Annotated in this window: 18 protein-coding genes; 10 read left to right on the plus strand and 8 right to left on the minus strand. The window is 61.3% G+C overall.

What is annotated here, in order from left to right; genetic code table 11:
- Positions 1 to 30 precede the first annotated feature (30 nt).
- Positions 31 to 1,131, plus strand: coding sequence for a nucleoid-associated protein (locus Q0G75_RS08025; RefSeq protein ID WP_294414620.1), 1,101 nt, complete (start codon positions 31 to 33; stop codon positions 1,129 to 1,131).
- Positions 1,132 to 1,245: 114 nt separating this feature from the next.
- On the opposite strand, the gene Q0G75_RS08030 is transcribed toward Q0G75_RS08025, so the two are convergent.
- The 5 genes from Q0G75_RS08030 to Q0G75_RS08050 all read right to left on the minus strand — a co-directional run bounded on the left by Q0G75_RS08030 (position 1,246) and on the right by Q0G75_RS08050 (position 7,977).
- Positions 1,246 to 3,030, minus strand: a complete 1,785-nt coding sequence (locus tag Q0G75_RS08030; protein WP_294414622.1) for an ABC transporter ATP-binding protein — start codon at positions 3,028 to 3,030, stop codon at positions 1,246 to 1,248.
- A gap of 20 nt (positions 3,031 to 3,050) precedes the next feature.
- A complete protein-coding gene (locus Q0G75_RS08035; RefSeq protein WP_294414623.1) occupies positions 3,051 to 5,222 on the minus strand; it encodes a UvrD-helicase domain-containing protein in 2,172 nt (723 codons plus the stop codon).
- Between the two features lie 239 nt (positions 5,223 to 5,461).
- Positions 5,462 to 7,381, minus strand: coding sequence for a heavy metal translocating P-type ATPase (locus tag Q0G75_RS08040; protein ID WP_294414624.1), 1,920 nt, complete (start codon positions 7,379 to 7,381; stop codon positions 5,462 to 5,464).
- Positions 7,382 to 7,419: 38 nt separating this feature from the next.
- Entirely contained in the window at positions 7,420 to 7,638 is a 219-nt protein-coding gene (locus tag Q0G75_RS08045) for a cation transporter (RefSeq protein ID WP_294162730.1), read from the minus strand.
- A gap of 54 nt (positions 7,639 to 7,692) precedes the next feature.
- Positions 7,693 to 7,977 (minus strand): metalloregulator ArsR/SmtB family transcription factor, encoded by a 285-nt coding sequence (locus Q0G75_RS08050; RefSeq protein WP_294362458.1) that lies wholly within the window; start codon positions 7,975 to 7,977, stop codon positions 7,693 to 7,695.
- A gap of 446 nt (positions 7,978 to 8,423) precedes the next feature.
- Between Q0G75_RS08050 and Q0G75_RS08055 the strand changes: the two genes are divergently transcribed.
- Positions 8,424 to 8,756, plus strand: coding sequence for a metal-sensing transcriptional repressor (locus tag Q0G75_RS08055; protein ID WP_294414626.1), 333 nt, complete (start codon positions 8,424 to 8,426; stop codon positions 8,754 to 8,756).
- Between the two features lie 20 nt (positions 8,757 to 8,776).
- Entirely contained in the window at positions 8,777 to 11,392 is a 2,616-nt protein-coding gene (locus tag Q0G75_RS08060) for a heavy metal translocating P-type ATPase (protein ID WP_294414627.1), read from the plus strand.
- Between the two features lie 92 nt (positions 11,393 to 11,484).
- Here Q0G75_RS08060 and Q0G75_RS08065 read toward each other — a convergent pair whose 3' ends face one another.
- Complete coding sequence (locus Q0G75_RS08065; RefSeq protein ID WP_294414628.1) at positions 11,485 to 12,612, minus strand: aminotransferase class I/II-fold pyridoxal phosphate-dependent enzyme; 1,128 nt, start codon at positions 12,610 to 12,612, stop codon at positions 11,485 to 11,487.
- 99 nt (positions 12,613 to 12,711) lie between these two features.
- Between Q0G75_RS08065 and dinB the strand changes: the two genes are divergently transcribed.
- Positions 12,712 to 14,010 carry a DNA polymerase IV gene (gene dinB / locus Q0G75_RS08070; RefSeq protein ID WP_294414629.1) on the plus strand — a complete coding sequence of 433 codons (1,299 nt, stop codon included), beginning with the start codon at positions 12,712 to 12,714 and terminating at the stop codon, positions 14,008 to 14,010.
- 177 nt (positions 14,011 to 14,187) lie between these two features.
- On the opposite strand, the gene Q0G75_RS08075 is transcribed toward dinB, so the two are convergent.
- Positions 14,188 to 15,153: a helix-turn-helix transcriptional regulator gene (locus Q0G75_RS08075; RefSeq protein WP_294414630.1), complete on the minus strand. Its 966-nt coding sequence runs from the start codon at positions 15,151 to 15,153 to the stop codon at positions 14,188 to 14,190.
- Positions 15,154 to 15,443: 290 nt separating this feature from the next.
- Here Q0G75_RS08075 and Q0G75_RS08080 point away from each other — a divergent pair, with 290 nt between their 5' ends.
- On the plus strand, positions 15,444 to 17,021 hold the full coding sequence (locus Q0G75_RS08080; RefSeq protein WP_294414631.1) for a YfcC family protein: 1,578 nt from the start codon (positions 15,444 to 15,446) through the stop codon (positions 17,019 to 17,021).
- A gap of 238 nt (positions 17,022 to 17,259) precedes the next feature.
- On the opposite strand, the gene Q0G75_RS08085 is transcribed toward Q0G75_RS08080, so the two are convergent.
- The gene (locus Q0G75_RS08085; RefSeq protein WP_294414634.1) at positions 17,260 to 18,147 is read right to left on the minus strand and encodes a DegV family protein; all 888 of its coding nucleotides are present in this window, start codon (positions 18,145 to 18,147) and stop codon (positions 17,260 to 17,262) included.
- 302 nt (positions 18,148 to 18,449) lie between these two features.
- Between Q0G75_RS08085 and ileS the strand changes: the two genes are divergently transcribed.
- The 5 genes from ileS to coaBC all read left to right on the plus strand — a co-directional run bounded on the left by ileS (position 18,450) and on the right by coaBC (position 25,260).
- On the plus strand, positions 18,450 to 21,296 hold the full coding sequence (ileS, locus tag Q0G75_RS08090; RefSeq protein WP_294414636.1) for an isoleucine--tRNA ligase: 2,847 nt from the start codon (positions 18,450 to 18,452) through the stop codon (positions 21,294 to 21,296).
- 5 nt (positions 21,297 to 21,301) lie between these two features.
- Complete coding sequence (gene lspA, locus Q0G75_RS08095) at positions 21,302 to 21,862, plus strand: signal peptidase II (RefSeq protein WP_294414637.1); 561 nt, start codon at positions 21,302 to 21,304, stop codon at positions 21,860 to 21,862.
- Positions 21,863 to 22,930: an RluA family pseudouridine synthase gene (locus Q0G75_RS08100; protein ID WP_294414638.1), complete on the plus strand. Its 1,068-nt coding sequence runs from the start codon at positions 21,863 to 21,865 to the stop codon at positions 22,928 to 22,930.
- 94 nt (positions 22,931 to 23,024) lie between these two features.
- Positions 23,025 to 24,056 carry a ferrochelatase gene (gene hemH, locus Q0G75_RS08105; RefSeq protein WP_294414639.1) on the plus strand — a complete coding sequence of 344 codons (1,032 nt, stop codon included), beginning with the start codon at positions 23,025 to 23,027 and terminating at the stop codon, positions 24,054 to 24,056.
- Positions 24,049 to 25,260, plus strand: coding sequence for a bifunctional phosphopantothenoylcysteine decarboxylase/phosphopantothenate--cysteine ligase CoaBC (gene coaBC / locus Q0G75_RS08110; protein WP_294414640.1), 1,212 nt, complete (start codon positions 24,049 to 24,051; stop codon positions 25,258 to 25,260). The genes hemH and coaBC overlap by 8 nt, the downstream gene beginning before the upstream one ends.
- Positions 25,261 to 25,381 lie beyond the last annotated feature (121 nt).

Raw genomic sequence — 25,381 nt, forward strand, 5'->3', positions numbered from 1 at the left:
CAAGTTCGAGGTAGGCAGGGGAGAGGCTGGATGTTCAAGATCAACCACGCGGTGCTGCACGTGTTCGATTTCGTGTCGTGTGTAAACGTGTTTTCCGAAGACGAGTTGGATTTGACGAACAAGAACGTCAAATCGTACGTCATGCGCATTGCCCGGCATGCGTTGGGAGGCATGGATAATCGTCGCGGTGAGTTCTTCCCTGACAGCGGGTTTGCGGCGGAATTGAGCGCGTATTTCAAGGGCGAGCGTGACTTCGTGGACCTTTCCGTGCAGGTGGCGCAGTTCATGTCCGAGGAGCTCGGCCGTATGGAGAACCCTTCTTCCTGCGATTTGCTCGTGATTGATTTCGAGGACCAGGAGAAGCCGCCCGCTATGCCCCCGTTGGCCGATGATGCCACCGAAGAGGAGATCGCCGCGGCGACCGCAGCCGCGGAGGCCGCCGCTTACAATGCGCGTAGCGAGCATTACTTCGGCTTGCTGCTGCTTGAGAGCAAGCCCGCCTTCATGCATGAGGTCGGGCGCGGCGAAGATGGCGCTACCCGCAACAACATCGAGCGCCATCACGCCATTTTGCCGAACCCTTCGCAGAAGATCGCATCGTTTGCGTTGGTGAATGCACGCACCATGGCGGTGCAGTTCGTTGATAAGCCTCGTCAGATCGCCGGCGAGGAGCGCTGGCTCATCCCCGATGGCCTGTTGCAGTGCTCCAACGAGGCTTCCAGCAAGGAGTTGTTCGATACCACTATGGGCTTGGTGGAGGAAGTTGCCGAGGAGTTCGGGGTGAACTCCGCTGTTGCCATGGGTCGCGCCAAGGCCTACCTGGCTGAGAACGCCGATGACTCTGACGAGGTGCCGTTCGACGAGTTCGTGGACGAGGTGTTCGACGACGAAGGTCCGCGCCGCCGTTTTGAGCAGGCGGCCGCCGACGAGCAGCTTGGCGATCGCGTGCACATGGAGCGCGACGTGGCGAAACGCGTGAGCCGCAACCACAAGATCGTCACCGACACGGGCATCGTGCTGACGTTCCCCGCCGAGTACAGCCACAACACCGAGCTCATCGAGTTCAAGAGCGCCCCGAACGGCCTCATCCAAATCGAGCTCAAAAACATCGGCAGCATCGAGAACCGCTAAACCAAACGTTTCCTGACACTTCGGGGACGTAGACTTATGTGCCCGGTTCGCTCGGTTCCCTTGGGGGTTGTTTTGGACAGATAGTGCTACGTCCCCTATGTGTCAGGGGTGGCGTTATTTCAGGTAGGCGCCGGTTTGGCGATTCCAGAGGTTTGCATATTCGCCGTTGGCGGCTACCAGGTCGGCGTGCGGGCCATCTTCCGTGATTTTGCCGTGGTCGAGGACTACGATCCTGTCAAGGCTGGCTACGGTTGACAAACGATGCGCCACGACGATGCAGGTGCGGCCGCGCATGAGCGTCGACAGAGCGTCTTGCACGAGCGCCTCGCTCTCGGAGTCGAGGGCGCTCGTGGCCTCGTCAAGAACGAGCACCGGACAGTCGGCCAGGAGCGCACGCGCGATGGCGACGCGTTGGCGTTGGCCGCCGGAGAGCTTCACGCCTCGCTCGCCCGTGATGGTGTCGAATCCTTCGGGCAGATTCTCTATGAAGTCCAACGCATTGGCCTGGGCCGCGGCTTGGCGGATCTGCTCCATGGTGGCATCGGGACGCCCATAGGCGATGTTTTCTGCGATGGTGCGATGGAACAGCAGCGCCTCTTGGGGCACGTAGGCGATGGAGCGGCGAAGGCTTTGCTGCGTGCATTCGGCGATGTTCTGGCCGTCGATGAGGATGCGGCCGTCTTGGATGTCGGACAAACGCAGCAGCAACTTGGTGAGCGTCGTTTTCCCTGCGCCGCTCAGACCGACCAAACCCACTCGTTGACCTGCGGGGATATGCAAGTTGAAATCCTCGAACACCGTGGTTTTCGCATTGCCGTCGGTGTAGTGGAAGCCGATTCCCTCGAAATCGATGGCGCCCTTGCGCACCTCCATATCCGGCGCGCCGGGCAGGTCGGATACAAGCCGGGGTTCGTCAAGGGTTTGCGTCATGCCGCTGGCATCGCCGAATGCCCGGTTGAAGCGCTGCAGGCCGTTGTTGATGAAGTTGAACTGGTTCGTAACGGTGTAGGTGTAGGTGAACATCATCACGAGCGTGCCGGCGCTGATGCCGTACCAGGCGTTTCCGCCCGCAATGAACACGGCCACCACGCTCATGATGACCACAGTGATGCATGCGGTGATGATGCCGCGGGCCAAACTCGCCCACATGCGCTTGCTGTCACGTTCCACCACCTGGCGGTTCGCCTGATCGAATAACGCGCGCTCGTAGTCCTCGCGCCCTGAGGTCTTCACCGCAAGGATGTTCGCCACCGAATCGGAAAGCTCGCCGGAGAGCTGGTTTTGCGCGCTTGCCGCCTTCTCGTTCAGCGACAGGATGCGCTTGTACATGTAGTAGGACACGCAAGCGTATACGACCAGCAGGGCCATGAGGATGGCAACATATATCGGCACGCGTGGCGCCAGGATGGCGCACGTGAATATCACCGAGCAGATGACCGGCAGAAACGGGAAGGTGATGGTTTCGAGCAGCAGCTGGTAGGCGCTCATGAACTTGCTCGTTTGGCTTACGAGCGTGCCGCCGAACCGGTTTGAATGGAAGCTCATGGACTGGTTGCACAGCGCATCGAAGCTCATGGTGGCAAGGTCGTAGGCTGCTGCGATCTCAAGTTTGTACATGGTGTAGTCCTGCAGCTTGCTGGCGGCCTGGCCAAGCACGTTGATGGCGATGAGCGCCACAATGTAGGGGCCGTAGACCGCAAACACCTGATTGGATTCCACGCTTCGAGCGCTCACGCGATCGACCACCAGGCTCATCACATACGGGTTGCCGTAGGATAGCAAGGCGACGAACAGAAACGTCGAGGCCATAAGGGCGGCGAACAGGCCGAAGTGCTTGCGGGTGACCAGCCAATAGTAGTGCAGGGTGCGACGGGTGGTGGTCGGTCGGTTCGTTGCCATGGGGCTCCTTAAAGTGCGTATCAGTCCTGGTTCGCAAAATCCAGCAGCGGGGTGAGCGGTCCGTTGGACAGGATGGTGATGGTGCGGGTTGCGCGGCTTATCGTGGTGTACAGGCGGTTTTGCGCCACGTGGTCGTTTTCGGGGAACAGGCCGGCGCCGGCGTCGGGGATGATGACGTGGTCGAATTCCAGTCCCTTCGCCAACGGCAGCGTGAGCGCCAGCACACCGGAGGAAGGCAGGCGCCTATCCTGGCCGATGATCTGCGGCGTGTCGTCGCCGAGCAGTTTCTGCAAGCGTTTGAGCTGGCTTTTCCACGGTACCACCACGGCGGTCAGCCCATCGTTTCCGGATGCTTCGCGAATCACGCGGCGAAGGTTTTGCTCGTAGTCCTCCTCGGTGGGGCAGGCGATCAGCGCCGGCGGCTGATCGGCGCGCTGCACGGCCGAGATCTGCATACGCTCGCTTTCGGGCAAAAGGCCCGCGAACAGCGCCGTGATCTCGGGCGTGGAGCGATAGCTGGTCAAAAGCTGGCAATCCTCGATGGAGCCGCGCAGGCGCAAGAACACCTCGCGGATCTGCTCGTACGATGCCGTTTCCGGGCGGATGGCCTGATGGGGGTCGCCGAGCAGCATGAAGTGCGCACGGCGGAAGAAGCGCGCCATGACGGCAAGCTGGTCGGGCGTGTAGTCCTGCACCTCGTCGATCATGACATAGCGCGCATCGGGGTTGCCCAGGCCGGTGACCGCCATGTTCAGGTACAGCCATGCGCTGACGGGCAGGTTCTCCACGCCGAGCAGGCGCATGCCGATGCGGTCGATGCGCAGCCATTCGTCGCGCTCGATGGCCAGCACCGCACCTGAGAAGCGCTCTTGCAGGTAGGTAAGCGCGCAGTCGCGCGCCTCTTGTTCGGTTTGCGGGTCGTACGGAGCGTTGAACAGGCGAACCTGCTCGTCAAGGGACAGGCATAGAAGCTCATCCTGCACCGCTTCGGTGGCTGCCATCTGTTTCAGGCGTGCATCGAGGCGGTTGAACAGTTCCTCGCGCACCAACGTGACCAGGTGCGGGCCGGCCGGCACGTTGGGGTACTTCTGCATCAGCTGCATGATGGCGCCGGCCGATACCAGGCGAACCCCGTAGAACTTGATGTCGCGCAAATCGGCCAGCTCGAAGCGAAGGCCCTCGACGGCACGGTCGATCTTCCACAGCAGCTCAAGCGGGCTTTCCTTGTCTTGTGGGTTGCGGCCGGCGGGAAGCAGGCGCGCGCACAGGTCGTGGTAGGTGATGGTTTCGGGGTTGCGCTCGCCCAGGTCGGGCAGCACGTTTTCAATGTACTTCGCGAACACGGGGTTGGGGCTGATCAAGAAGACGTGGCGCGGGTCGAGCGAACCGCGGTTGCGGTAGAACAGGTATGCGATACGCTGCAGCAAAACGCTGGTCTTGCCGCTGCCCGCGATGCCGGCGACCAGCAATGCCGGCACATCCTCGTGGCGGATGATGAGGTTCTGCTCTTTTTGGATGGTGGCGGTGATGGCCTTCATGTGTTCGGAGCGCTGTGCAGAAAGCGATTGCAGCAGCAGCGAATCCTCGATGGCCACGTCGGAGTCGAAATACGCGCGAAGCGTTTCGCCCTCAATGTCGAACTGACGGCGGTTGAGCAGGTTGACCTTGATGGTGCGTCCGTTCGCCTCGTAGGAGGTGGCGCCGTTTTCCTGGTTGTAGTACACCTCGGCTACGGGGCTGCGCCAGTCGACCACCATGCGGCGGTAGTTCTCGTCGGCGACGCCGGCAAGGCCGATATAGATATCTTTGGCCGGGGCGCCGGTGCGCATTTCCAGGCTGATCTTGGCGAAGTAGGGCTGTTCGAGCAGTTTCGCGGCGGCGGCCAGACGCTCGCTGTCGGCGTCCTGTTCAAGGTTGTAGTCGCGGATGAGGTTGTTGAGCACGGCGTAGTCGACGTAGGTCTCCTGCGCCTCGCCGTCGCTGGCGAAGTTATGCTTCACTTCGCCCTGCATGTCGTCTTTATCCTTGGCGGCCTGCCAGCGGCGTCGTTCCATCTTCTCCGACAGGGTTTTCGCTATAGCCTCAAGCTTGGCGTACGTGTCGGACAGGTGGTCCTGTTCTTGCTGGAATACCGGGTCACCTGCCTGGTCGGACGCGGTTTCGTTGACGTTATCCTGCATGTTGTCGGCCACAGCTGCCCACCCTTCGCTCGAAATTTCGGCATTCCAGTGTAGCGCAAGCAAGAAGAGGCCGCCCGAATGCGGGCGGCCTCTCCATAAATAGGTGACGCGAAACGACGAACGATGCGATTGCCAATGGCCCCGATTGTCCGGGAGCTGGGTCTTGTGCGGGTATTCCCGGACAAGAAGGGCGTTGTGACACGCGGGGTTGCGACCGGGTCCGTGGCTGCTGGCGTGTTTGGTTCCGGCAGCTACTTGCGCAGCCCCTTCACGTTCATGCAGCGCATGGCGTTGAGGATGGCGATGATCGCCACGCCCACGTCGGCGAACACCGCCAGCCACATGTTCGCGATACCCACCGCGGCAAGCACGAGGACGGCCAGCTTCACGCCCAGCGCGAACACGATGTTCTGCCAGACGATGCGCATGGTGCGCCGCGCCAGGCCGATAGCGCGCGAGATGTTGGAGGGCTTGTCGTCCATGAGCACCACGTCGGCGGCTTCGATGGCGGCGTCCGAGCCCATGGCTCCCATGGCGATGCCCACGTCGGCGCGGGTGAGCACCGGGGCGTCGTTGATGCCGTCGCCCACGAATGCCAGGTTCGCTCCGTCGGCTTCTTCGGAAAGCAGGCGCTCGACCTGGGCGACTTTGTCGGCGGGCAGCAGCTGTGCGTGGAATTCGTCGATGCCCAGCTGTTCGGACACCGCGCGGGCCACCTCGGCGCGGTCGCCGGTGAGCATGACCGTTTTGCGAACGCCGGCAGCGTGAAGGCGCTTGATGGCCTCAGCGGCATCGTCTTTCACCACGTCGGCGATGACGATGTGGCCCGCGTACTTTCCATCGATTGAAACGTGCAGGATCGTGCCCGTAAGCTCGCAATCATGGTAGTCCGTGCCGTTGGCGTTCATGAGCTTGTCGTTGCCGACCAGCACCACGTGCTCGTCGATCACGGCCGCCACGCCATGACCCGCTTCCTCGCGCACGTCATGGATGCGTTCCTGATCGATCTTGCCGGAATAGGCCTCCTTGACCGACAGCGCGATGGGGTGGTCCGAGTAGGATTCCGCATGCGCTGCATAGCTCAGCAGGTAGTCGGGGTCCACATCATTTTCGGCGTGAACCGCAACCACGTTGAAGGTGCCGTTGGTGAGCGTGCCGGTTTTATCGAACACCACGGTGTCCACCTTGGCAAGCGCCTCAAGGTAGTTGCTGCCCTTGACCAGCACGCCCAGCTTGCTGGCGCCGCCGATGCCGCCGAAGAACGACAGCGGTACGCTGATGACCAGGGCGCATGGGCAGCTGACCACCAGGAAGGTAAGGCCGCGCAAGATCCAGTCGCTCCAAGCGCCCATGCCCAGCAGCGGCGGGATGATGGCAAGCAGCAGGGCAAGCCCCGTGACGGTGGGGGTGTAGTAGCGGGCGAAGCGCGTGATGAAGTTCTCGGTGCGGGCCTTCTTCTCCGCTGCGTTTTCCACGAGCTCCAGGATGCGGCTGACCGTGGACTCGCCGAAGGGCTTTTCCGTGCGGACGCGCAGCACGCCGGTCATGTTCACGCAGCCGCTGATGACCTCCATGCCGGCTTCCACATGGCGGGGAACGGATTCGCCGGTGAGCGCCGCGGTATCAAGCTGGCTTGCGCCTTCTACGACGGTGCCATCGATGGGCACGCGCTCGCCGGGCTTCACCACGATGACGTCGCCGATAGCCACTTCTGCCGGGTCTACCTGCACAAGCTCGCCGTCGCGTTCGATGTTGGCGTAATCGGGGGCGATATCCATCATGGATGCGATGGATTTGCGCGATTTGCCCACCGCATAGCTTTGGAACAGCTCGCCGACCTGATAGAACAGCATTACCGCGCAACCTTCGGCCATCGAAGGCTCCGCGTCGGGGAACGCGATCATGGCGAACGCGCCGATGGTGGCGATGGCCATGAGCAGGTTCTCGTCGAACACCTGGCCGTTTTTGATGTTGCTGGCAGCGCGGAGCAGCACATCGTGTCCGGCGATCAGATAGGGAACCAGGTACAAGGCGAACAGGAGATAGACCGCAGCCGCTTCGCTTCCGAGCATGTCTGCCAGCGGCAGCAGATGCTCGGCGGCGAAGATGACGGTGAACAAGGCCAGCGCTACCAAGATGCGGTTGCGCCACTTTCGTTGCTTTTTATTCATGGTCGTGATTCCTTTTAGGCGGCTTGCGCCCCTTTTGCTTAACGAACGATGTCGCAATCGGGCTCGAACTTGTGGGCGACCTTTTGAGCCTCGTCGACGATCTGCTCGAAGCGGGCGTCATCGGCGTCGATCATGAGCTTCTGGGTCATGAAGGTGACCTTGGCATCGTTCACGCCTTCGATCTGCTTGATGCCCGCTTCGATCTTCGCTCCGCAGTTGGCGCAGTCGAGCTCGTCGAGTTTGAACGTCTTACGCATGATGGGTCCTTTCGTATAGTGGATGGGGTCGAATGCTTTCGGGCGCGTGCCCGGCTATTCGCAGATGTGGGTCATGCCTTGTGCAAGCATGGTGTATACGTGGTCGTCCGATAGGGAATAGATGACGGATTTGCCGTCGCGCTGGAACTTCACCAGGTGAGCTTGCTTGAGCTGGCGTAGCTGATGGGATACCGCAGATTGCGTGGCGCCGATGGCCTCGGCAAGTTCGCCTACGGACATGGCGCGTGCCATCAGGGCGAACAGTATCTTGATGCGCGTGGTATCGGCGAACACCTTGAACAGGTCCGCCAAATCGTAGAGCAGCTCCTCGTCGGGCATGGTATCGAAGCGCTGTTGCGTGTCTTCGCGATTGCATCCGCAGGGGCAATCGTCGACTTGCGGGTTTTGCATCGCCCCGGCAGCGGGGGAGCCTTGGTTCTCGGCTTCCACGACCGATAGCTGGTCGGCTGCTGCTGCGCCGCTTTGCGTTGATTGCAGCGTGGAAGGTGGTATCTCTTTGTTTGGCATGGCTGCGATCCTTTCAGCTAACTGCTAAACATATGAGCAACTGTTCATAAGTATAGCCGGCAGCGAATGCATGTCAACTGGTTTTACGATTCAACACATGCCCCTGTTATGCGTGTCCAACGTAAAGTTTGATACTGTAAACCTTTCGCTTGACTATACCCCAGGGGGGCATATACTAAAGACGACCTACGTGTCTCAAGGGGTTATATGCGAATCGTCGTATGTCCCCTTCGGCTTCTCGATCGGAAGGATGTGCTATGAACGAAGCTTCGACTGATGGGCAGGGGGCGCAAAAGCCCTGCTGTTGCCACCATAAGGCAACGCCGCGCAGCCAGCAGATGCAAGAAGACCTGCAAAAACGGTTGAATCGCGTGATAGGCCAGCTCAACGGCGTGAAAACGATGATCGACGACAACCGCTATTGCGGCGATGTGCTCGTTCAGCTTTCCGCGGCCGAAAGCGCCGTGCACAGCATTTCCGCCATCTTGCTGCAAAACCACTTGGAAACCTGCGTGGTCGAGCAGATCGAGCAGGGCAATACGCAGATCATCGATGAAGCCATGCAGCTCATTAAGAAGTTCGCGCGGTAAGCGCTGAAAGAAGGATAGGTATGAAACGTACATTCGACGTGACGGGCATGACGTGTGCCGCATGCTCGGCGCGTGTCGAGAAGGCCGCTTCGAACGTGCCGGGCGTCGCCGCGGTGTCGGTCAACCTGCTGAAGAACAGCATGGAAGCGGATTTCGATGGCGAAGACACCACCCTCGCCGCAATCTCGGCGGCGGTCGAGAAGGCGGGCTATGGTGCATATCCGCGGCCCGAGGCGGGGTCCGCGGCAAACAGCGTGCAGCAGCCTGTGCGCCCGGTGAACGATTCCGCCGCGGAGGCGAAGCGGGTGCGCATGCGCCTGATCGTGAGCTTCTGCTTCACCATCCCGTTGTTCTATCTGTCCATGGGGCATATGTTCGGATGGCCGCTGCCCGGGGTTTTCCTGGGCCATGAGAACATGCTTACGTTCGCGTTCACCCAGTTCCTGCTGCTATTGCCCGTCATTTTCGTGAACTTCAAGTTCTTCCGTGTGGGCTTCAAGACCCTCGTCCACGGTGCGCCGAACATGGATTCGCTCATCGCGCTCGGCTCCGCCGCATCCATCATATACGGAATTGCTGCCATCTACCGCATCGGTTGGGGCATGGGCCATGGGGACATCGATTTCGCGCATGCTGCCGCCATGGACCTGTACTTCGAATCCGCCGCCATGATCTTGACGCTCATCACGCTCGGCAAGTACTTCGAGGCGCGGGCCAAGGGCAAGACCACCGATGCCATTACCAAGCTTATGGATTTGACTCCGAAGGAAGCTGCGCGCCGCACGCCGGATGGCGGCGTTGAGCAGGTGCCGGTCGAGCAGGTACGCGTCGGCGATATGCTCGTGGTCAAGGCCGGTCAGAACGTGCCGGTCGACGGTGTGGTCGTCGAAGGCGACGGCGTGGTGGACGAGTCGGTCATCACGGGCGAGAGCGTACCGGTCGGCAAGCATGCCGGCGATGCCGTTACGGGAGCAACCCTGAACAAGTCCGGGTGGTTCGTCATGCGGGCGGACCGCGTCGGCGGCGATACCACGCTTGCGGGCATCATCCGCCTTGTCGACGAGGCGACTTCTACCAAGGCCCCTATCGAGAAGATCGCGGACAAGATCGCAGGCGTGTTCGTTCCCATCGTCATCGTCATCGCTGCCGCAACGTTCGCCGTATGGATGGTTCTCTCCGCCGATGTGTCCACAGCGCTCACGCATGCCATCTCAGTGCTCGTGATCAGCTGCCCGTGCGCGCTCGGCCTTGCGACGCCTACGGCCATCATGGTGGGAACGGGGCGTGGAGCCGCCAGCGGCATCTTGGTGAAGTCGGCTGAGGCGCTTGAGGTCGCCCATGATGTCAAAACGGTCGTGTTCGACAAGACGGGAACCATCACAACGGGTAAACCCGTGGTCACCGATGTCGTGCGCGTCAACGGCGTGGACGAGCGTGGCCTTGCCAGTCTTGCGCTTTCCATCGAGCAACGCAGCGAGCATCCGCTTGCCCAGGCCGTTGCGGCATGGGCTGAGGCCACCGGTGCACAGGTTCAACCGGTCGATGCATTCGAGCAGATCGCTGGCGGGGGCGTGCGCGCAAGCGTTGCAGGAGCTTGCGCGCTGGCGGGCAATGCCAGGTTGATGCAGGAAGCGGGCGTGGACGTTTCCGTGTTCGAATCGCGCGCTCGCGAGCTTGCCGATGAAGGCAAAACGCCCTTGTTTTTCGCCTGTGGCGGTAAGATGTGCGGTCTTGTCGCCGTAGCCGACACCGTCAAGCCCTCAAGCGCCGCCGCGCTCGAGGAGCTGCGCGCCATGGGTTTGCGCACCGTCATGCTCACGGGCGATAACGAGCGCACGGCGCAGGCTATCCAGCGACAGGTCGGCGCCGATGAGGTTATAGCCGGCGTGCTCCCCCAAGATAAGGAGCGCGAGATTCGCCGCCTTTCCGAACAAGGGCGCGTGGCCATGGTCGGCGATGGCATCAACGACGCCCCGGCGCTTGCCCGCGCCGACGTGGGCATTGCCATCGGAGCTGGCACCGAGATCGCCATCGAGAGCGCTGATGTCGTGCTCATGCGCTCTGACGTCCTGGATGTGCCCGCCGCCATACAGCTATCGCGCTCTACGCTGCGCAACATCAAGCAGAACTTGTTCTGGGCGTTGATCTACAATGCGGTGTGCATCCCGGTGGCCGCCGGCGTGTTCTCGGTCGCGGGCTTCACGCTCAACCCCATGATCGCCGCTGCGGCTATGAGCTGCTCAAGCGTCTGCGTCGTTTCCAATGCGCTGCGCCTGCGCACGTGGAAGCCGCGCTTCGTCTCGACCGGGGCGCAGCAACTCGCCGGCAGGCAAGGCGAACCCAACGAAAAAGCTACGGATGCAACCGCATCCGAGCAGGATATCCAGGCAATCGATGCGGGTGCGCCCGCGGATAAGGAGATCATTATGGAAAAGAAGCTCACCGTCGAGGGTATGATGTGCCCGAAGTGCGTCGCCCATGTCAAGAAGGCGCTCGAGGACGTAGAGGGCGTGTCGGAGGCCGTTGTCGACCTTGATGCCGGCACCGCCGTTGCGAAGCTTGCCGATGCGGTGGACGATACCGTGCTCGTTAACGCCGTTGTCGAAGCGGGCTACGAAGTGAAGGGCATCGAGTAGGTCGGCCTTCACGTTCTCCGCGAATCTCGGCGCCGTTATCGCATGGGACCTCAGGGCCCGGTGCGATGACGGCGCCGTTTTCGTGAGGCGGGTCAGCTTCCGGCGACGATTTGCCGCAGCGCGGCGATGAACCGCTCGTTGTCCGACCTTGTGCGCACGCTCACGCAAAAATGGCTGCCGGGTGAGACCCCGGGCGTGCGATCGAGCGTGCGAACCGGGAATCCTCGCTTTTGCAGCTTGCGCACAAGGTCCGGCGCATCCACGGCCCCCAAACGCATGGAGCGTCCCGGGGCGAACGAGCACATCACGTAATTCGCCTCAGCAGGGTAGATGCTGATTCCGGGGACCAGGCTGAGCATGCACTGCATCCAGGGAATCTCCGTTTCAAGCACCTCGCGCGCCCGTTCCAGGTGATGATCGGGCGTAGCAAGCTTCAGCAGGCGCGCGCTGAGGGCGGCGGAGGCCGGGCGTTTGGCTATTTGGGCGATGCGGCTGGCGACGGCGGGGTGCGCCAATGCGCACGACAAGGGCATGCCGGGCAGCGAGAACGTGTCGGTGAGCGACCGGATGACGATGAGGTTCGAGTGCTCGGCAAGCATATTCGCTGTGGATTCGCCGCCGAGCGTCAGGTCTATCCCTCGCTCGTCCACGATCACCCAAGCGCAGGCTTGCAGGTAATCGAGCAGTGTCTGCCGAGCTAGCAGCCGGCTGGTGGGGAAGGCGGGGTTGGCGAGCATGGCCGCATCGAAGGATAACCCCATGCGCCGTACGGCCTGCGGGTCGGGAACCACGAATCCATCGGGGCCGGGAACCTCTACGATGCGATGACCGGCGGTTCCCAGGCATCGTTCGTAGGCAGCGCGCGAGGGCACAGGCACCGCTACGGATCGTGGCTCGAACGAGTTCGCCACAGCAGCTAGCACGTCGGTGGCCGATGCGCCGACGGCAACGCATTCGGGGTGTACGCCGTAGCGATGCGCCAACAGCCCGGGAATCTGGGCTTGCGCCGTGCGTTCCTCTTCGGGCGTGATGGGGTTTCGCGTCAGCATGTTCAGCGCCGGGCTGAAGGCCTCGGGCATGCCGAGCGGATTGAGCGTCTGCGAGAAGTCGAGCCAGTCGATGATGGAGATCTCGGAATCGGGCAACATGTCGGGAGCCGCCTGCGCGGGAGCGAGGGCACCCCATCCGGTGGTGCGAAGGCGTCCGTTCGATCCATCCACAGCGCCCTCCTTCCCGTTAGTGCCCGATATCGCGATAAAGCCGAACGCTTATAGTAGCACAGCGTTTCGCGCTCCGCGCCCCGTGGTAAACTGGAACGCATGATCGATTCGAGCGAACATGAGGGCATGCTGCCTTTGGAACCCTGGGATGGGCCGGCAATCCTGCTGGTCGACCTTGACGCGTTCTTCGCCTCCGTCGAGCAGCTTGACCATCCCGGTTGGCGCGGCAAACCCGTCATCGTCGGGGGAAACGCCGACAAGCACGGCGTGGTGTCTACGGCGTCCTATGAAGCGCGCGTGTTCGGCGTTCGCTCCGCCATGCCCGCGGTAACGGCTCGCAAACTTTGTCCGCAGGCCATCTGGGCCGCTGGCAGGTTCGATCGGTATAAGCAGGTCAGCAACCAGGTTATGTCCATTCTCAACGATGAGACGCCGCTTGTGCAGCAAGTCAGCATCGATGAGGCCTTCCTCGATGTTACCCCTACGCGCACCAACAGGGAGCATCCCGTTGCCGTTGCGCGGCGTATCCAGCAGCGAGTGGAAGAGCTCGGCGTCACGTGCTCGGTAGGAGTGGGCACTTCCAAGACGGTTGCGAAGATCGCCTCCGACATGGACAAGCCCCGCGGCCTTACCGTCGTCTATCCGGGAACCGAGCGCGCGTTTCTCGATCCGCTTCCCGTGCGCAGCATGAGCGGCATCGGCGCGGCCGCCGAGCAACGCCTGAAAAGCCATGGGGTGCAAACGCTCGGGCAGCTGGTGTGCGAGGGTCCGGCGCGCCTTGAGCGCCTGTTTGGGAAGAACGGACGCGTCATGTACATGCGGGCCTGCGGCCTTGATGATTCGCCTATCCAGCAACATGCGCCGGTGAAATCGGTGTCGAACGAGGTCACGTTCGCGAACGATCTTCGCACGCGCGAGGACATCGAGGCGGCAATCAGTACCCAGGCGGCCAAAGTGGGCCGGCGGTTGCGCGGCAAGGGCTTGCGCGGCTCCACCATCGGCCTGCGCCTTCGATACCCCGATAGGTCGAGCCGCTCGGTCCAGCGCAGGCTTGCCCGGCCGACCGACGACGAGCTGCTGTTCGCTCCTGAGCTTTGCGGCATGCTCGACGAGCTTTGGGAACCCGGCACCGCAGTGCGCCTCATCGGCGTGTCCGTCTCCGGGTTCTCCGAGTCGGAAGGCGAGCAGGGCAGCCTGTTCGATGTGAAGCAGGTCGCCCCGCTTGAGGGCGATGCGAAGCCGCGCATCCAAGACGAGTCGAAGCGACGCGGCTTGCTTGCAGCAACCGACTTGGTGAAAGATCGCTTCGGGGAAGGGGCGGTGCGATTCGGCCACGAGCTGCGCAACGATGGCAATACCACCGGTACCGCTGCCAAGAATCCCGCAGATTACAAGTAACTGCATGTATTGAGCGCCTGCGTCCATGATGGCGACGCAGGCGCTCCATGTATCGGCTGGTTTTCGGGCTTGGCGGCAGTTCGCTTCGCCGCATGGGCGTGCAAGCTTGATGGCGAGCCGCCCGCTGGAACTCCTATGTGCACGGCCGATCGGTATGCATAGGGCGCGGATGAGCGGCTAGTAGTCCCAGTAATCCTGGATCAGTTCCTGCCTGTTCGCTTTCTGCGATTTCTTCAGGATATTGTGCACATGCACCTTCACGGTTCCCGGCGCAAGCGATAGCTCGGCTGCGATGTTCTGGTTGTCCTTGCCGAGCAACACCAGTCGCAAGATCTCGGTTTCGCGGGGCGTGAGTTTGTGGGATGCAGCGTACGGCACCAGGTTGTGATCGATATAGGTTTCCACCTGTTCCCCTCCTTGCGTGGGAGGCTCGCTGTGGCGCACGGAAAGATACGTCAACGAAGAGCGCAGCGCAACGAATTCGCAGACCAAGGCAAGTAGGTTCTCGGCGAAGTTGCGTTCCGGGAAGAAGCCCAGGGGGATATCCACGTGCCCCTGGCCGATTACCAGCAAGACGAAGCCGTTCTCGGCGACCACTGCTAGCAGCAGCACCCATAGCAGCACGTAGAACTTCGGGAAGCGGCTTAATCGCAGCCGTAGCCGTTCGTCCTCGGTAGTGATGTACTTATATGCCGCGAAGAACAACATCCAGGCGATGAACACCTCGCGCAGTGAATAGAACACGAACATGTGCACATACCCTTGCGGAAGGAACAGCGTTACGGCAAGGCTTGCGCCGACGAATAGATACGCTGGGCCTAGTTTTATGATGAGGGAGTCTTCCTCCATATAGGTGCATATCATCAGCCAAAACGACATGAGCGTAGCGCAACCGAAGATGATGGAGAAGGCCGGGTCCCCGATGAAGAACGCCTCGTGCGATACCGTCGACTCCGATGCCATCACGTAATCGTCGCGGAATACGAGCATGCAGTCGGCGTAGTACATGAGAAAGCCCACGAAACAGTACAGCTGCACTTTGTTGCGCGAAACCAGATAGGACGCCAGGCAACATGCCGAGGTCAGGATTGCGCACACCTGCATGGCGATCGAGTAGTAAAACAGGAACATGCTTGAATCCACAGCACATCGCTTTCGTTTGGTCATGGGTCCCAATCAGAACGGGTACAGTATACGCTACATATTCCAAACAAAGAAACGCCTGATGAAAGGCACCTATACCCGGTTTATACCTGGGTATATACCCAGCTTTCCTCTGGCGATATACGGCTAAACCTGGCAATCATGGGGTCAGCCCGAACAAGACGGGCGCAAGTCGCTCGCAGCCAAGCGAACTGAGCCAAGCAGGACGCGGAAGTTGCGACAACGCTATACCGGATGAGAATCCGGAACTCCATGAAAGGGGGGTGCATATGTCTACCGAGGCCGCTGCCGTCGACTCCGCAGGCGGGCCCGTGGTGAAGGAGAAGAAGAGGAAGAAGAAGCTTAGTTTCCCAACAGCGTTCACCATCCTGTTCGTCTTGACCATCATCGCGGTTATCGCAACGTGGTTCGTGCCGGCAGGACAGTACGCCAAGCTTCAGTACGTGGCCGACTCCAATGTGCTCACGGTCACGAGCCCGCAAGGCGAGCTGAGCGAGGTTCCCGCTACGCAAGACGAACTCGATCAGCTCGGCGTGCAGATCGACATCGAGCAGTTCACCGGCGGGTCCATCACGAAGGCCATTTCGATCCCCGGCACCTACGAGCAGCTTCAGGCTCAGCCCAAGGGCATCGCCGATGTCACGCAGGCAATGGTATCCGGCACGATCGACGGCGTCGACATCATGGTGTTCATCCTGGTGCTCGGCGGCCTGATCGGCGTGGTCAACGCAACCGGCGCGTTCGAGTCCGGTCTGATGGCCTTGACGAAAAAGACGAAGGGTCATGAGTTCTTGCTCGTGTTCATGGTCGCCCTGCTTATGGTGCTCGGCGGCACGTCCTGCGGCCTTGAAGAGGAGGCAGTGGCGTTCTACCCGATCCTGGTACCGGTATTCTTAGCGCTCGGCTACGACTCCATCGTATGCGTCGGCGCTATCTTCCTGGCCGGTTCCATGGGCACCACGTTCTCCACGATTAACCCGTTCAGCGTCGTTATCGCCTCGAACGCAGCGGGCATCAACTTCATGGAGGGCTTCGAGTGGCGCGTCGGCGGCTGCATCGTGGGTGCCATCGTGGTTATCAGCTACCTGTACTGGTATTGCAAGAAGATCAAAGCGAACCCCGAGGCTTCCTATACCTACGAGGATCGCGAGCACTTCGCTCAGCTGTTCAGCGTTGAACGCGGCGAGACCGCCGCTGCCCATGCAGAGGGCTTCAGCCTGCGCAAGAAGGCCATCCTGGTGCTGTTCATCTCCGCCTTCGTCCTCATGGTCTACGGCGTCATGAACCTGCACTGGTGGTTCCCGCAGATGGCCGCCATGTTCTTGGCCATTTCAATCATCATCATGTTCATCTCGGGTACCGACGAGAAGACCGTGGTGAACGCGTTCATCAACGGCGCATCCTCGCTGGTCGGCGTTTCCCTGATCATCGGCCTGGCTCGTGGCATCAACCTGATCATGGAAGAGGGCCTGATCTCCGACACGCTCCTGTTCTGGTCCTCCAACGCTGTTCAGGGCATGGCGGGTCCGGCGTTCATCCTGATCATGATGCTGCTGTTCTTCCTGCTCGGCTTCGTGGTCCCGTCCTCTTCCGGTCTGGCCGTTCTGGCAATGCCCATTATGGCTCCTCTGGCCGATACGGTCGGCATCGATCGCTACTCCATCGTCTGCGCTTATCAGTGGGGTCAGTACGCGATGCTCTACCTCGCACCGACCGGCCTGGTTTTGGCAACCCTGACCATGTTGGATATGAAGTACTCCAAGTGGTTCAAGTTCGTGTGGCCCATCGTGGTGTTCACGTTGGTGTTCGGCGGTATCCTCCTGTGCGCGCAGGTCATGCTCGCATAATGCCGCAAACATACTCCTTATGAAGAAGGCTCCCCGCGGGGAGCCTTCTTCACGTCTGTGCCGGTTGTGGAATCGACGGACCGTCGGGGCACGTCACGCTGCTGCAATAGACCGTGCATTCATCTGTTCGCTTTGCGCGGTCGCTCGTCAACCAAGCAAGGCGAGGTCGACGTTTCGGATTCCGATTCGAGCGGATCGGGCGATCAAGCTTGGGCGTGCTTTTGCATCGGACGGGCACTTAGTCGCGGCTTGATGCCAGGAAGAACAGCGCCATGGTGCCCGGGCCGGAATGAGCTCCGATGACGGGGTCGACGTAGTTGATGTGGATGTCTTGGACGCCGAACCGCTCGCGGATCTTCTTCTCGAGCCATTGCGCGTCATCGATGCAATCGCCATGGGTGATGAACACCGTCTGCTCGTCAATCGGCGCCGTGGCGGTACGTTCCATGTGGTCGAGCAATGCGGACAGCGACTTCTTGCGCCCGCGCACCTTTTCCAAGGGGACAAGGTGCCCCTCGTCATCGACATGCATGACCGGCTTGATGTTGAGCAGCGTGCCGGCCCAGGCGCTCGTCTTCGAGACGCGGCCGCCGCGCCACAGGAACATGAGGTCGTCGACGGTGAACCAATGCGCCAGGTGAAGCTTGTTCGCCTCCGTCCAATCGCGCACCTCTTCGATGCCCTCGCCCTGCTCGGCGTGCTGGCATGCGTGCCATACCAAAAGGCCTTGGCCTCCCGAGGCCGCCAGCGTGTCGACCGTCAGCACCTTGCGCTGCGGGTATTCCTCGCGCAATTGCTTCGCAAGCAGCTCGGTGGCCTCGTAGGTTCCCGATAGGCCGCTGGAAAAGCCAAGGTACAGGATGTCCCTGCCTTGATCGAGCAAGCTGCGGAACAGCTTCTCGGTATCGGCAAGGTTGGGAAGCGAGGTGCGGAACACCTTTCCCTCGCGCATCATGGCGTAGAACTGCGAAAGGTCGGTCTTCTCGCCTTTGAGATAGCTGCGATACACCGTGTCGTCGCCATCGGCCATGAACGTGAGCGGCAGCACGTGCAGCTCGTAGCGGTCGATGGTTTCCTCGGTAAGGTTGCAGCAGGAGTCGGTCACTATCTCGAAGCTTCGGTTCATGGTCGTGCCTTTCGTAGCAGGTTGCTCGTCTGCGGGGTGAGACGTCGCAAAACCCTTGGATTCGATGCGGCGCATACGGCGCATCGCCCCGTATTCAGCTTAATGGTCTGTAACAGTATAACCTTACGAAACCATATCGCTGCGCTACCGCAACGAACGGTACCGCGTTTTCTCTGAGTGCTTTTTCGGAATGTGCCCTGCGTGCGTTTCGTAGCCGCGGATTTCCTATATACTAATCGGGTTTATAAGCAAGGACGGCATGCGCCGTCTGGGCATAGTTAGGCAAAGGAAGGCGCGATCTCGTGGCGAACACGTACAAGAACACCATGAATCTCCCGCAGACGGATTTCCCGATGCGAGGCAACCTGCCGGCATCCGAGCCGAAAAGGCTTGAGAAGTGGGAGCAGGAGCACATCTACGAACAGGTTCTCGAGAAGAACAAGGACGGCAAGCCCTTCGTCCTGCACGACGGCCCGCCTTACGCCAACGGCCCCATCCACATCGGCCACGCCTTCAACAAGGTGCTGAAGGACTTCGTGAACAAAAGCCATGCCCAGCGCGGTTACTTCACCCCGTATGTGCCGGGTTGGGACTGCCACGGCCAGCCTATCGAGCATATGGTCGAGGTCACCTTGGGCCCCGACAAGATGAAGGAAACGCCGCAGCCCGAGCTGCGACGCCTGTGCCGCGAGTGGGCAACGAAGTACGTCGGCATCCAGCGTGATGGCTTCAAACGCCTGGGCGTCAACGCCGACTGGGATCATCCGTACCTCACCTATATCCCGAACTTCGAGGCCGGCAACGTCGAGATCTTCCGCGATATGTACCTCAAGGGCCAGGTCTACCGTGGCCGCAAGCCTATCCATTGGTGCAAGAAGTGCCACACGGCTCTGGCCGAGGCCGAAATCGAATATTCCGACGAGGTTTCTCCGTCCGTTTACGTGAAGTTCAAGCTTGACGCCATGCCCGGCATCTTCGAGGCCGCAGGCGCCACGGGCGATGCCTACGTGCTTATCTGGACCACCACGCCGTGGACCCTTCCGGCCAACGCCGCCGTCTGCCTGATGCCCGACGCCGACTACGTCATGGTCCAAGTCGACGGCAGCAACGTCATCTTCGCCAAGGAGCTCGTCGAGGAAGTCGCCGAGATCGCCGGCTGGGAGGATTACGCGCTGGTGTGCGGCCAGGACGGTCAGCCCGTCGTGCTCAAGGGCACCGAGCTGTGCGGTCTTACCTATACCTGCCCCATCCGCCAGGACCTCAAGGGCAAGATCATCTACGGTGACCACGTCACGCTCGATTCCGGTACCGGCTGCGTCCATACCGCCCCGGGCCATGGCCAGGACGACTACCTGGTGGGCCTGCAGTTCGATATCCCCATCCTCATGCCCGTCGACGACAACGGCGTGCTCACCGAGGATGCTGGCCCGTTCGCCGGTCTTGATACCGATGACGCCAACCCCGTCATCATCGATTGGCTGCGCGAGCAGGGCACGCTCGTGGCTGCGCGCAAGATCAGCCACAGCTACCCGCATTGCTGGCGTTGCCATGAGCCCGTCATCTTCCGCGCCACCGACCAGTGGTTCGTCTCTATGGAGGAGAACGGCCTGCGCGGCAAGGCCATGGACGCCATCGAGCGCGATGTGACCTTCTATCCCGCCTGGGCCGTCAACCGCATCGGCTCCATGGTGTCGGACCGCCCGGACTGGTGCATCTCGCGTCAGCGCAGCTGGGGCGTGCCCATCCCCGTGTTCAAGTGCGCCAAGTGCGGCGAGACCGTTGCCAACGAGGCCACGTTCGACGCCGTTATCAAGCTGTTCTACGAAGAGGGCGCCGACGCCTGGTTCACCAAGAAGCCCAGCGAGTACCTGCCGCACGGCACGCACTGCGAGAAGTGCGGCTGCACCGAGCTCGTTCCGGAAAAGGACATCCTCGATGTGTGGTGGGAGTCCGGCGTCACGCACACCAGCGTGCTCAAGCACCGCGCTGACGAGGGCTTGACGTTCCCGGCCGACATGTACCTGGAAGGTTCCGACCAGCACCGCGGTTGGTTCCAATCCAGCCTGCTCACCAGCGTGGGCGCATATGGCTGCGCACCGTATAAGAACATCCTGTCCTGCGGCTTCACCGTCGATGAGCAGGGTCGCAAGATGTCCAAGTCCCTGGGCAACGGCGTCGACCCGGCAGATGTCACCAGCAAGTGGGGCGCCGATGTTCTGCGCCTGTGGGTGGCATCGGCCGATTACGCGCAGGACGTGTCTATTTCCGACAACATCCTGAAGCAGGTCTCCGACGCGTATCGCCGTTTCCGCAACACGTTCCGCTTCCTGCTGGGCAACCTGTCCGATTTCGACGATCAGGCAAACGCGATCTCCAACTGGGGCGACCTTGAGCCTATCGACCAGTACATGATGGCCAAGACCGCCCAGCTGCTCGCCGACGTCGAGCAGGCCTACGACAGCTTCAAGTTCAACGGCGTCTACCGCGCGGTGTACGACTTCGTCAACGACTTGTCCAGCGTGTACATGGACGTCACGAAGGACCGCCTGTACTCCGAGTCGCCCGACAGCCCGCGTCGCCGTGCCGTGCAGACGGTGCTGTTCAACATCTTGGAAGTGCTCGTGCGCGTGCTTTCGCCCATCCTGTCGTTCACGGCCGATGAGGTGTGGGAGTGCTATCCCGAGGCCATGCGCAACCGCGAGGGCCGCGTGGGCAACGTACAGCTGGCAGGCTGGCCGCATCGCTCCGATTTCGTGCCCGCGCTTCCCGGCAAGCAGGCAGAGGAGAAGGTGCTCGCCGCATTCGGCAACGCCCTTGAGGTTCGCGACGTGGTCACCAAGGCGCTCGAGGATGCCCGCGGCGCCAAGGTCATCAACAAGAGCCAGGAAGCCACCGTTTCGGTGACCGCTCCGCAGGCAACCCTCGATGCGCTTTCCTCCTTCGACGCCTCCGTGTTCGAGGAGCTGTTCATCGTGTCCGGCGTGACGTTTGCTGCAGGTGATGAGCTTGCATGCGAGGTTAAGCCCGCCGAGGGCGACAAGTGCCCGCGTTGCTGGAACTATCGCGAGCTCGGCGGCAACGCCAACCACGCGGATGTGTGCCAGCGTTGCGGCGACGCCCTCGACGCCATCGGCTTCACCGAGGAGTAAACGGTTTGACCCAGCATGAACCTATGAACATCGCTGGAAGCGAAGGGGCCGACGCGGTATGCGCCGGCCCCGCGCCTTCGGTACGGTCCCAGGCGCTTCGCTTGGGGGCTATGGGCGCTTTGGCCCTTTGCTGGATCGTCTTGGACCAGGCGGTCAAGTTGTGCATGAACGTTCATGCGGCGGGCAGCGTCCTTTCCGGTCCCATTGCCGGTTTGTTCAGGCTCCACCTTGTGCATAACACCGGCGGTGCCTGGAGCATGTTTTCCGGCGCCACGGCCGCTTTGGGCGTGTTCTCCATCGTCATGTGCGCGGCGCTTGCGGCGTTCGCGGTGCACGAGCGCGCCCGCATCAGCTGGCCTGAGCTCATCGGGCTAGGGCTTGTTATCGGCGGCGGTATAGGCAACGCCATCGATCGTTTCGCCTTAGGCTACGTGGTGGACTTCATCGACCTCAGCTTCATGGATTTCCCCGTGTTCAATATCGCCGACATCGGCGTGACCTGCGGTCTTGCATTGTTTTTAATCGGATGGATCGTCCGCGAACGACATCATGAGGAGGTGCGCTAGATGGGCGCGTTGAAAAGCTATACCGCCTGCGCCGAAGATGCCGGTTCGCGTATCGACGCCGTGCTGGCCGCACGCGGGTTGTATCCCAGCCGCAGCGCTGCGGCCCGCGCCGTGGAAGACGGCGCAGTGTACGTCAACGGCGCCACCGTCGCCAAGAAGCATACGCTGTGCGCGGGCGATACGGTGGTGTACGAGGTGCCGGACGCCCCCGAGCAGGGTCCCGTGCAAGGTCAGGCCATCCCGCTCGATATCCGCTACGAGGACGACGACGTGCTCGTCATCTCCAAGCAGGCGGGGCTTGTGTGCCATCCGTCGGTCGATCATGCCGATGGCACGTTAGTCAATGCTCTGGTCTATCATTGCGGCGTCGAGCACCTGTGCAACGTCCAGGGCGAAAGCGATCGCCCCGGTATCGTGCATCGCCTCGACCGCGACACTACGGGCCTTATGCTTGCCGCGAAAAACGATGCCGCCGGCTTGGCGCTTATGGCCGATATCCGCGATCGCGCGGTCGACCGTCGCTACCTTGCCTTGGTGCATGGTGTCATCCCGCACGATACCGGCATGATCGATGCGCCCATCGCCCGTTCGCTTAACGAGCGTACGCGCATGGCGGTTCGCGAATGCCCTTCGGCGCGAGATGCGCTTACCACCTTCCGCGTGCTCGAGCGCTTCGAGCACGGTCCGCGCGACAACGGCTACACCCTTATCGACTGCAAGCTGTACACGGGCAGAACCCATCAGATTCGCGTTCACATGCAGTACGCGAAGCATCCCCTGGTGGGCGATCCGGTGTATAACTCCGGTGCGCCAAAGGACGCCGATGCCAATTTCGGGTTGGATCGTCAGTTCCTGCATTCCTTCCAGGTAGGATTCACTCAGCCTATGACGGGCGAGGACCTGTTCTTCGCCGACAACCTGACCGATGATCTTGCGGCGGTGCTCGACAAGCTTGCGTCTCGCAGCCGCGGTCGTACCGAGGCGGGTAGGGAAGTGTTCGAGCTGCTGGCCGACGCTCCGCACCCCACGGCACCGGTACATCATTTGGAGGATTTCGGCGCTTTATAGCATTTGGTAACGTGTTTGCTTGCAGACACGTTGCATCAGGCGGCTGCAACGGCCGCCTTCTTGTTTTCGCAGGTTTAGTTTGGAGACGGTTGTTATGACGGCATGTGAGACCCAGCGCATCGGCGTGTTGCTCGCGAACACGGGCACGCCGAAAAGCCCCGAACCGCGCGATGTGCGCAGGTATCTGGGCAGGTTTTTGATGGACGAGCGCATACGGCCCATGGCCAAGGTGCCTTGGTGGTTGATCTTGCATCTGTGCATCCTTCCAACGCGTTCGGTGAAGTCCGGGAAGAAATACGCGAAGATCTGGACGGAATCCGGGTCGCCGTTCGATGTGGAGCATGCCAAGCTTCGCTCTTTGCTGGAGCAACGCCTGCAAGAAGACGGCATGGATGCACCGGTCCAGGTCGGGCAAAGCTATGGCGAGAACTCCATCGAGCAGGCGCTTGCCTCCCTTCGCGAGCAAGGTTGTGCGCAGGTGGTGGCGCTTCCCCTGTATCCGCAAAGCGCCCATTCGACCACGCTGAGCGTCAAGGATGGGGTTGCTGCGGCTATGGAGGGCTTGTCGTGGCACGCTCCGGTGTCGTTCGTCGAATCCTATGGCATGGACAGCGCCTATGTCGAAGCCGTCGCCCGAACCGTTTCGGAAGCGGGTTTCAATGCGCAAGCGGGCGATAGGCTGCTGTTCAACTACCACTCCATTCCCGTGAAAGATATCGAGCAGGGCGATACCTACGAACCTCAGACCGGGGCCACCGCATTGGCGGTGGCAGGCCATCTTCGTCTTGAGCGCGAACAGTGGACCATCGGCTACAACTGCCGATTCGACAAAAGCCGTGAATGGCTTCAACCCTTCACCCGAGGCGTTCTCACGCGTTGGGCGCAGGCGCGAGAAGGCCGCGTCTTCATGGTTTGCCCGAATTTCGCGGTAGATTGCCTTGAAACCCTTTATGATATCGATTACGAGTTGGTGCCCTGGTATCGTCAGGCGGTTGAACAGGCCGGTCGTTCGTACAAGGGCAGCGAACTCGTGTATGTTCCGTGCCTTAACGGCACGCCGATGCATGCATCGGTGCTGGCGCATGTGCTTGCACCGTACCTGACCGGGAAGGACCATCATGAGTAGCGAGGCTGCAAAACCTCAGAAAACCGTGCTGCTGGGCGTTACCGGCGGCATTGCCGCATATAAATCCTGCGAGATCGTCCGTGGCCTGCAAAAGGCCGGGGTTCGCGTGAAGGTGTGCATGACCGAGCACGCTACGCGCTTCGTCGACCCCGTCACCTTCCGTTCGCTTACCCACGAGAAGGTGGCGGTCGACTTGTTCGACGATCCCAGCGACCCCATCCATCATATCTCGCTTGCCGAGGAGGCCGACGCCTTCGTCATCGCCCCTTGCACGGCCAACGTTCTGGCCAAGCTTGCCAACGGCATCGCCGACGACCTCCTTACCACCACGGCCCTGGCGTGCACCGCTCCGCTTGTCTTGGCGCCTGCCATGAACGTGCACATGTACGAAGCTGCAGCCACGCGCTATAACATCGGCAAGCTCGGCATCCGCGGCGCCGTGTTCGTCGAAGCCGATGAGGGCTATCTGGCTTGCGGCGACGTCGGACGCGGGCGTTTGGCCGACCCTGCCGTCATCGTCGCGCGCACACTCGAGGTCCTGGGCGTGAAGCAAGACCTTGAGGGCAAACACATCATGATCACCGCCGGGCCCACCGTCGAGCCCATCGACCCGGTGCGCTATATCTCCAACCGTTCCAGCGGCAAGACGGGTTACGCCATCGCGCGTGCAGCTCGTCGCCGCGGCGCCCGCGTGACGCTGATCACCGGCCCGGTTTCCATTCCCGCTCCCTCTGACGTGCACGTGGTGCATGTGAACACCGCGCTCGAGATGATGCAGGCTTGCGAAGAGGCCTTTCCTTCGGCGGACATCGCGATCTTCTCCGCGGCCGTCGCCGATATGCGCCCGGCACACGCTGCCGACCACAAGTTGAAGAAGGGCGCGGCCGACGCCGACCTTGGCACCATCACGTTGGTCGAGAACCCGGATATCCTGGCCACGCTCGGTGCGAAGAAAGGCCCGCACCAGGTTGTGGTGGGTTTCGCCGCTGAAACCGATAACGTCATCGCCAACGCCCAGGCGAAGCTCGTGAAGAAGAACGCCGACGTCATCGTTGCCAATCGAGTGGGCGAGGGGCTGGCGTTCGGTACCGACGACAACGCCGTGTGCTTCGTGGACGCCGACGAGATCGACGAGACGCCCAGCATGCCCAAGGACAAGCTGGCTGACGTGATCCTCGACCATGCGTTGGAGTATCTTCGCTAGGTTGCCGAGCGCAGGTCTCGTGCGCGGGCGAACTTTCTCATGATTTGCGAAAAAGTTTGAAATTACCCCTTGCGCGCTTTCCTGGTTTTGGTATTATAAACGAGCTGCTTCGGACAGCAGC

It is taken from the genome of uncultured Senegalimassilia sp. (genome assembly GCF_934636665.1).
Classification (GTDB): domain Bacteria; phylum Actinomycetota; class Coriobacteriia; order Coriobacteriales; family Eggerthellaceae; genus Senegalimassilia.

Bases quoted from the DNA above. Each gene is read 5' to 3' on its own strand.
- Q0G75_RS08045 (WP_294162730.1), bottom strand. From the start codon at position 7,638: ATGCGTAAGACGTTCAAACTCGACGAGCTCGACTGCGCCAACTGCGGA.
- Q0G75_RS08085 (WP_294414634.1), bottom strand. From the start codon at position 18,147: ATGAACCGAAGCTTCGAGATAGTGACCGACTCCTGCTGCAACCTTACC.
- Q0G75_RS08040 (WP_294414624.1), bottom strand. From the start codon at position 7,381: ATGAATAAAAAGCAACGAAAGTGGCGCAACCGCATCTTGGTAGCGCTG.
- Q0G75_RS08060 (WP_294414627.1), top strand. From the start codon at position 8,777: ATGAAACGTACATTCGACGTGACGGGCATGACGTGTGCCGCATGCTCG.
- hemH (WP_294414639.1), top strand. From the start codon at position 23,025: ATGACGGCATGTGAGACCCAGCGCATCGGCGTGTTGCTCGCGAACACG.
- Q0G75_RS08030 (WP_294414622.1), bottom strand. From the start codon at position 3,030: ATGGCAACGAACCGACCGACCACCACCCGTCGCACCCTGCACTACTAT.
- coaBC (WP_294414640.1), top strand. From the start codon at position 24,049: ATGAGTAGCGAGGCTGCAAAACCTCAGAAAACCGTGCTGCTGGGCGTT.
- Q0G75_RS08025 (WP_294414620.1), top strand. From the start codon at position 31: ATGTTCAAGATCAACCACGCGGTGCTGCACGTGTTCGATTTCGTGTCG.
- Q0G75_RS08050 (WP_294362458.1), bottom strand. From the start codon at position 7,977: ATGCCCGACGAGGAGCTGCTCTACGATTTGGCGGACCTGTTCAAGGTG.
- Q0G75_RS08080 (WP_294414631.1), top strand. From the start codon at position 15,444: ATGTCTACCGAGGCCGCTGCCGTCGACTCCGCAGGCGGGCCCGTGGTG.
- dinB (WP_294414629.1), top strand. From the start codon at position 12,712: ATGATCGATTCGAGCGAACATGAGGGCATGCTGCCTTTGGAACCCTGG.
- Q0G75_RS08100 (WP_294414638.1), top strand. From the start codon at position 21,863: ATGGGCGCGTTGAAAAGCTATACCGCCTGCGCCGAAGATGCCGGTTCG.
- Q0G75_RS08055 (WP_294414626.1), top strand. From the start codon at position 8,424: ATGAACGAAGCTTCGACTGATGGGCAGGGGGCGCAAAAGCCCTGCTGT.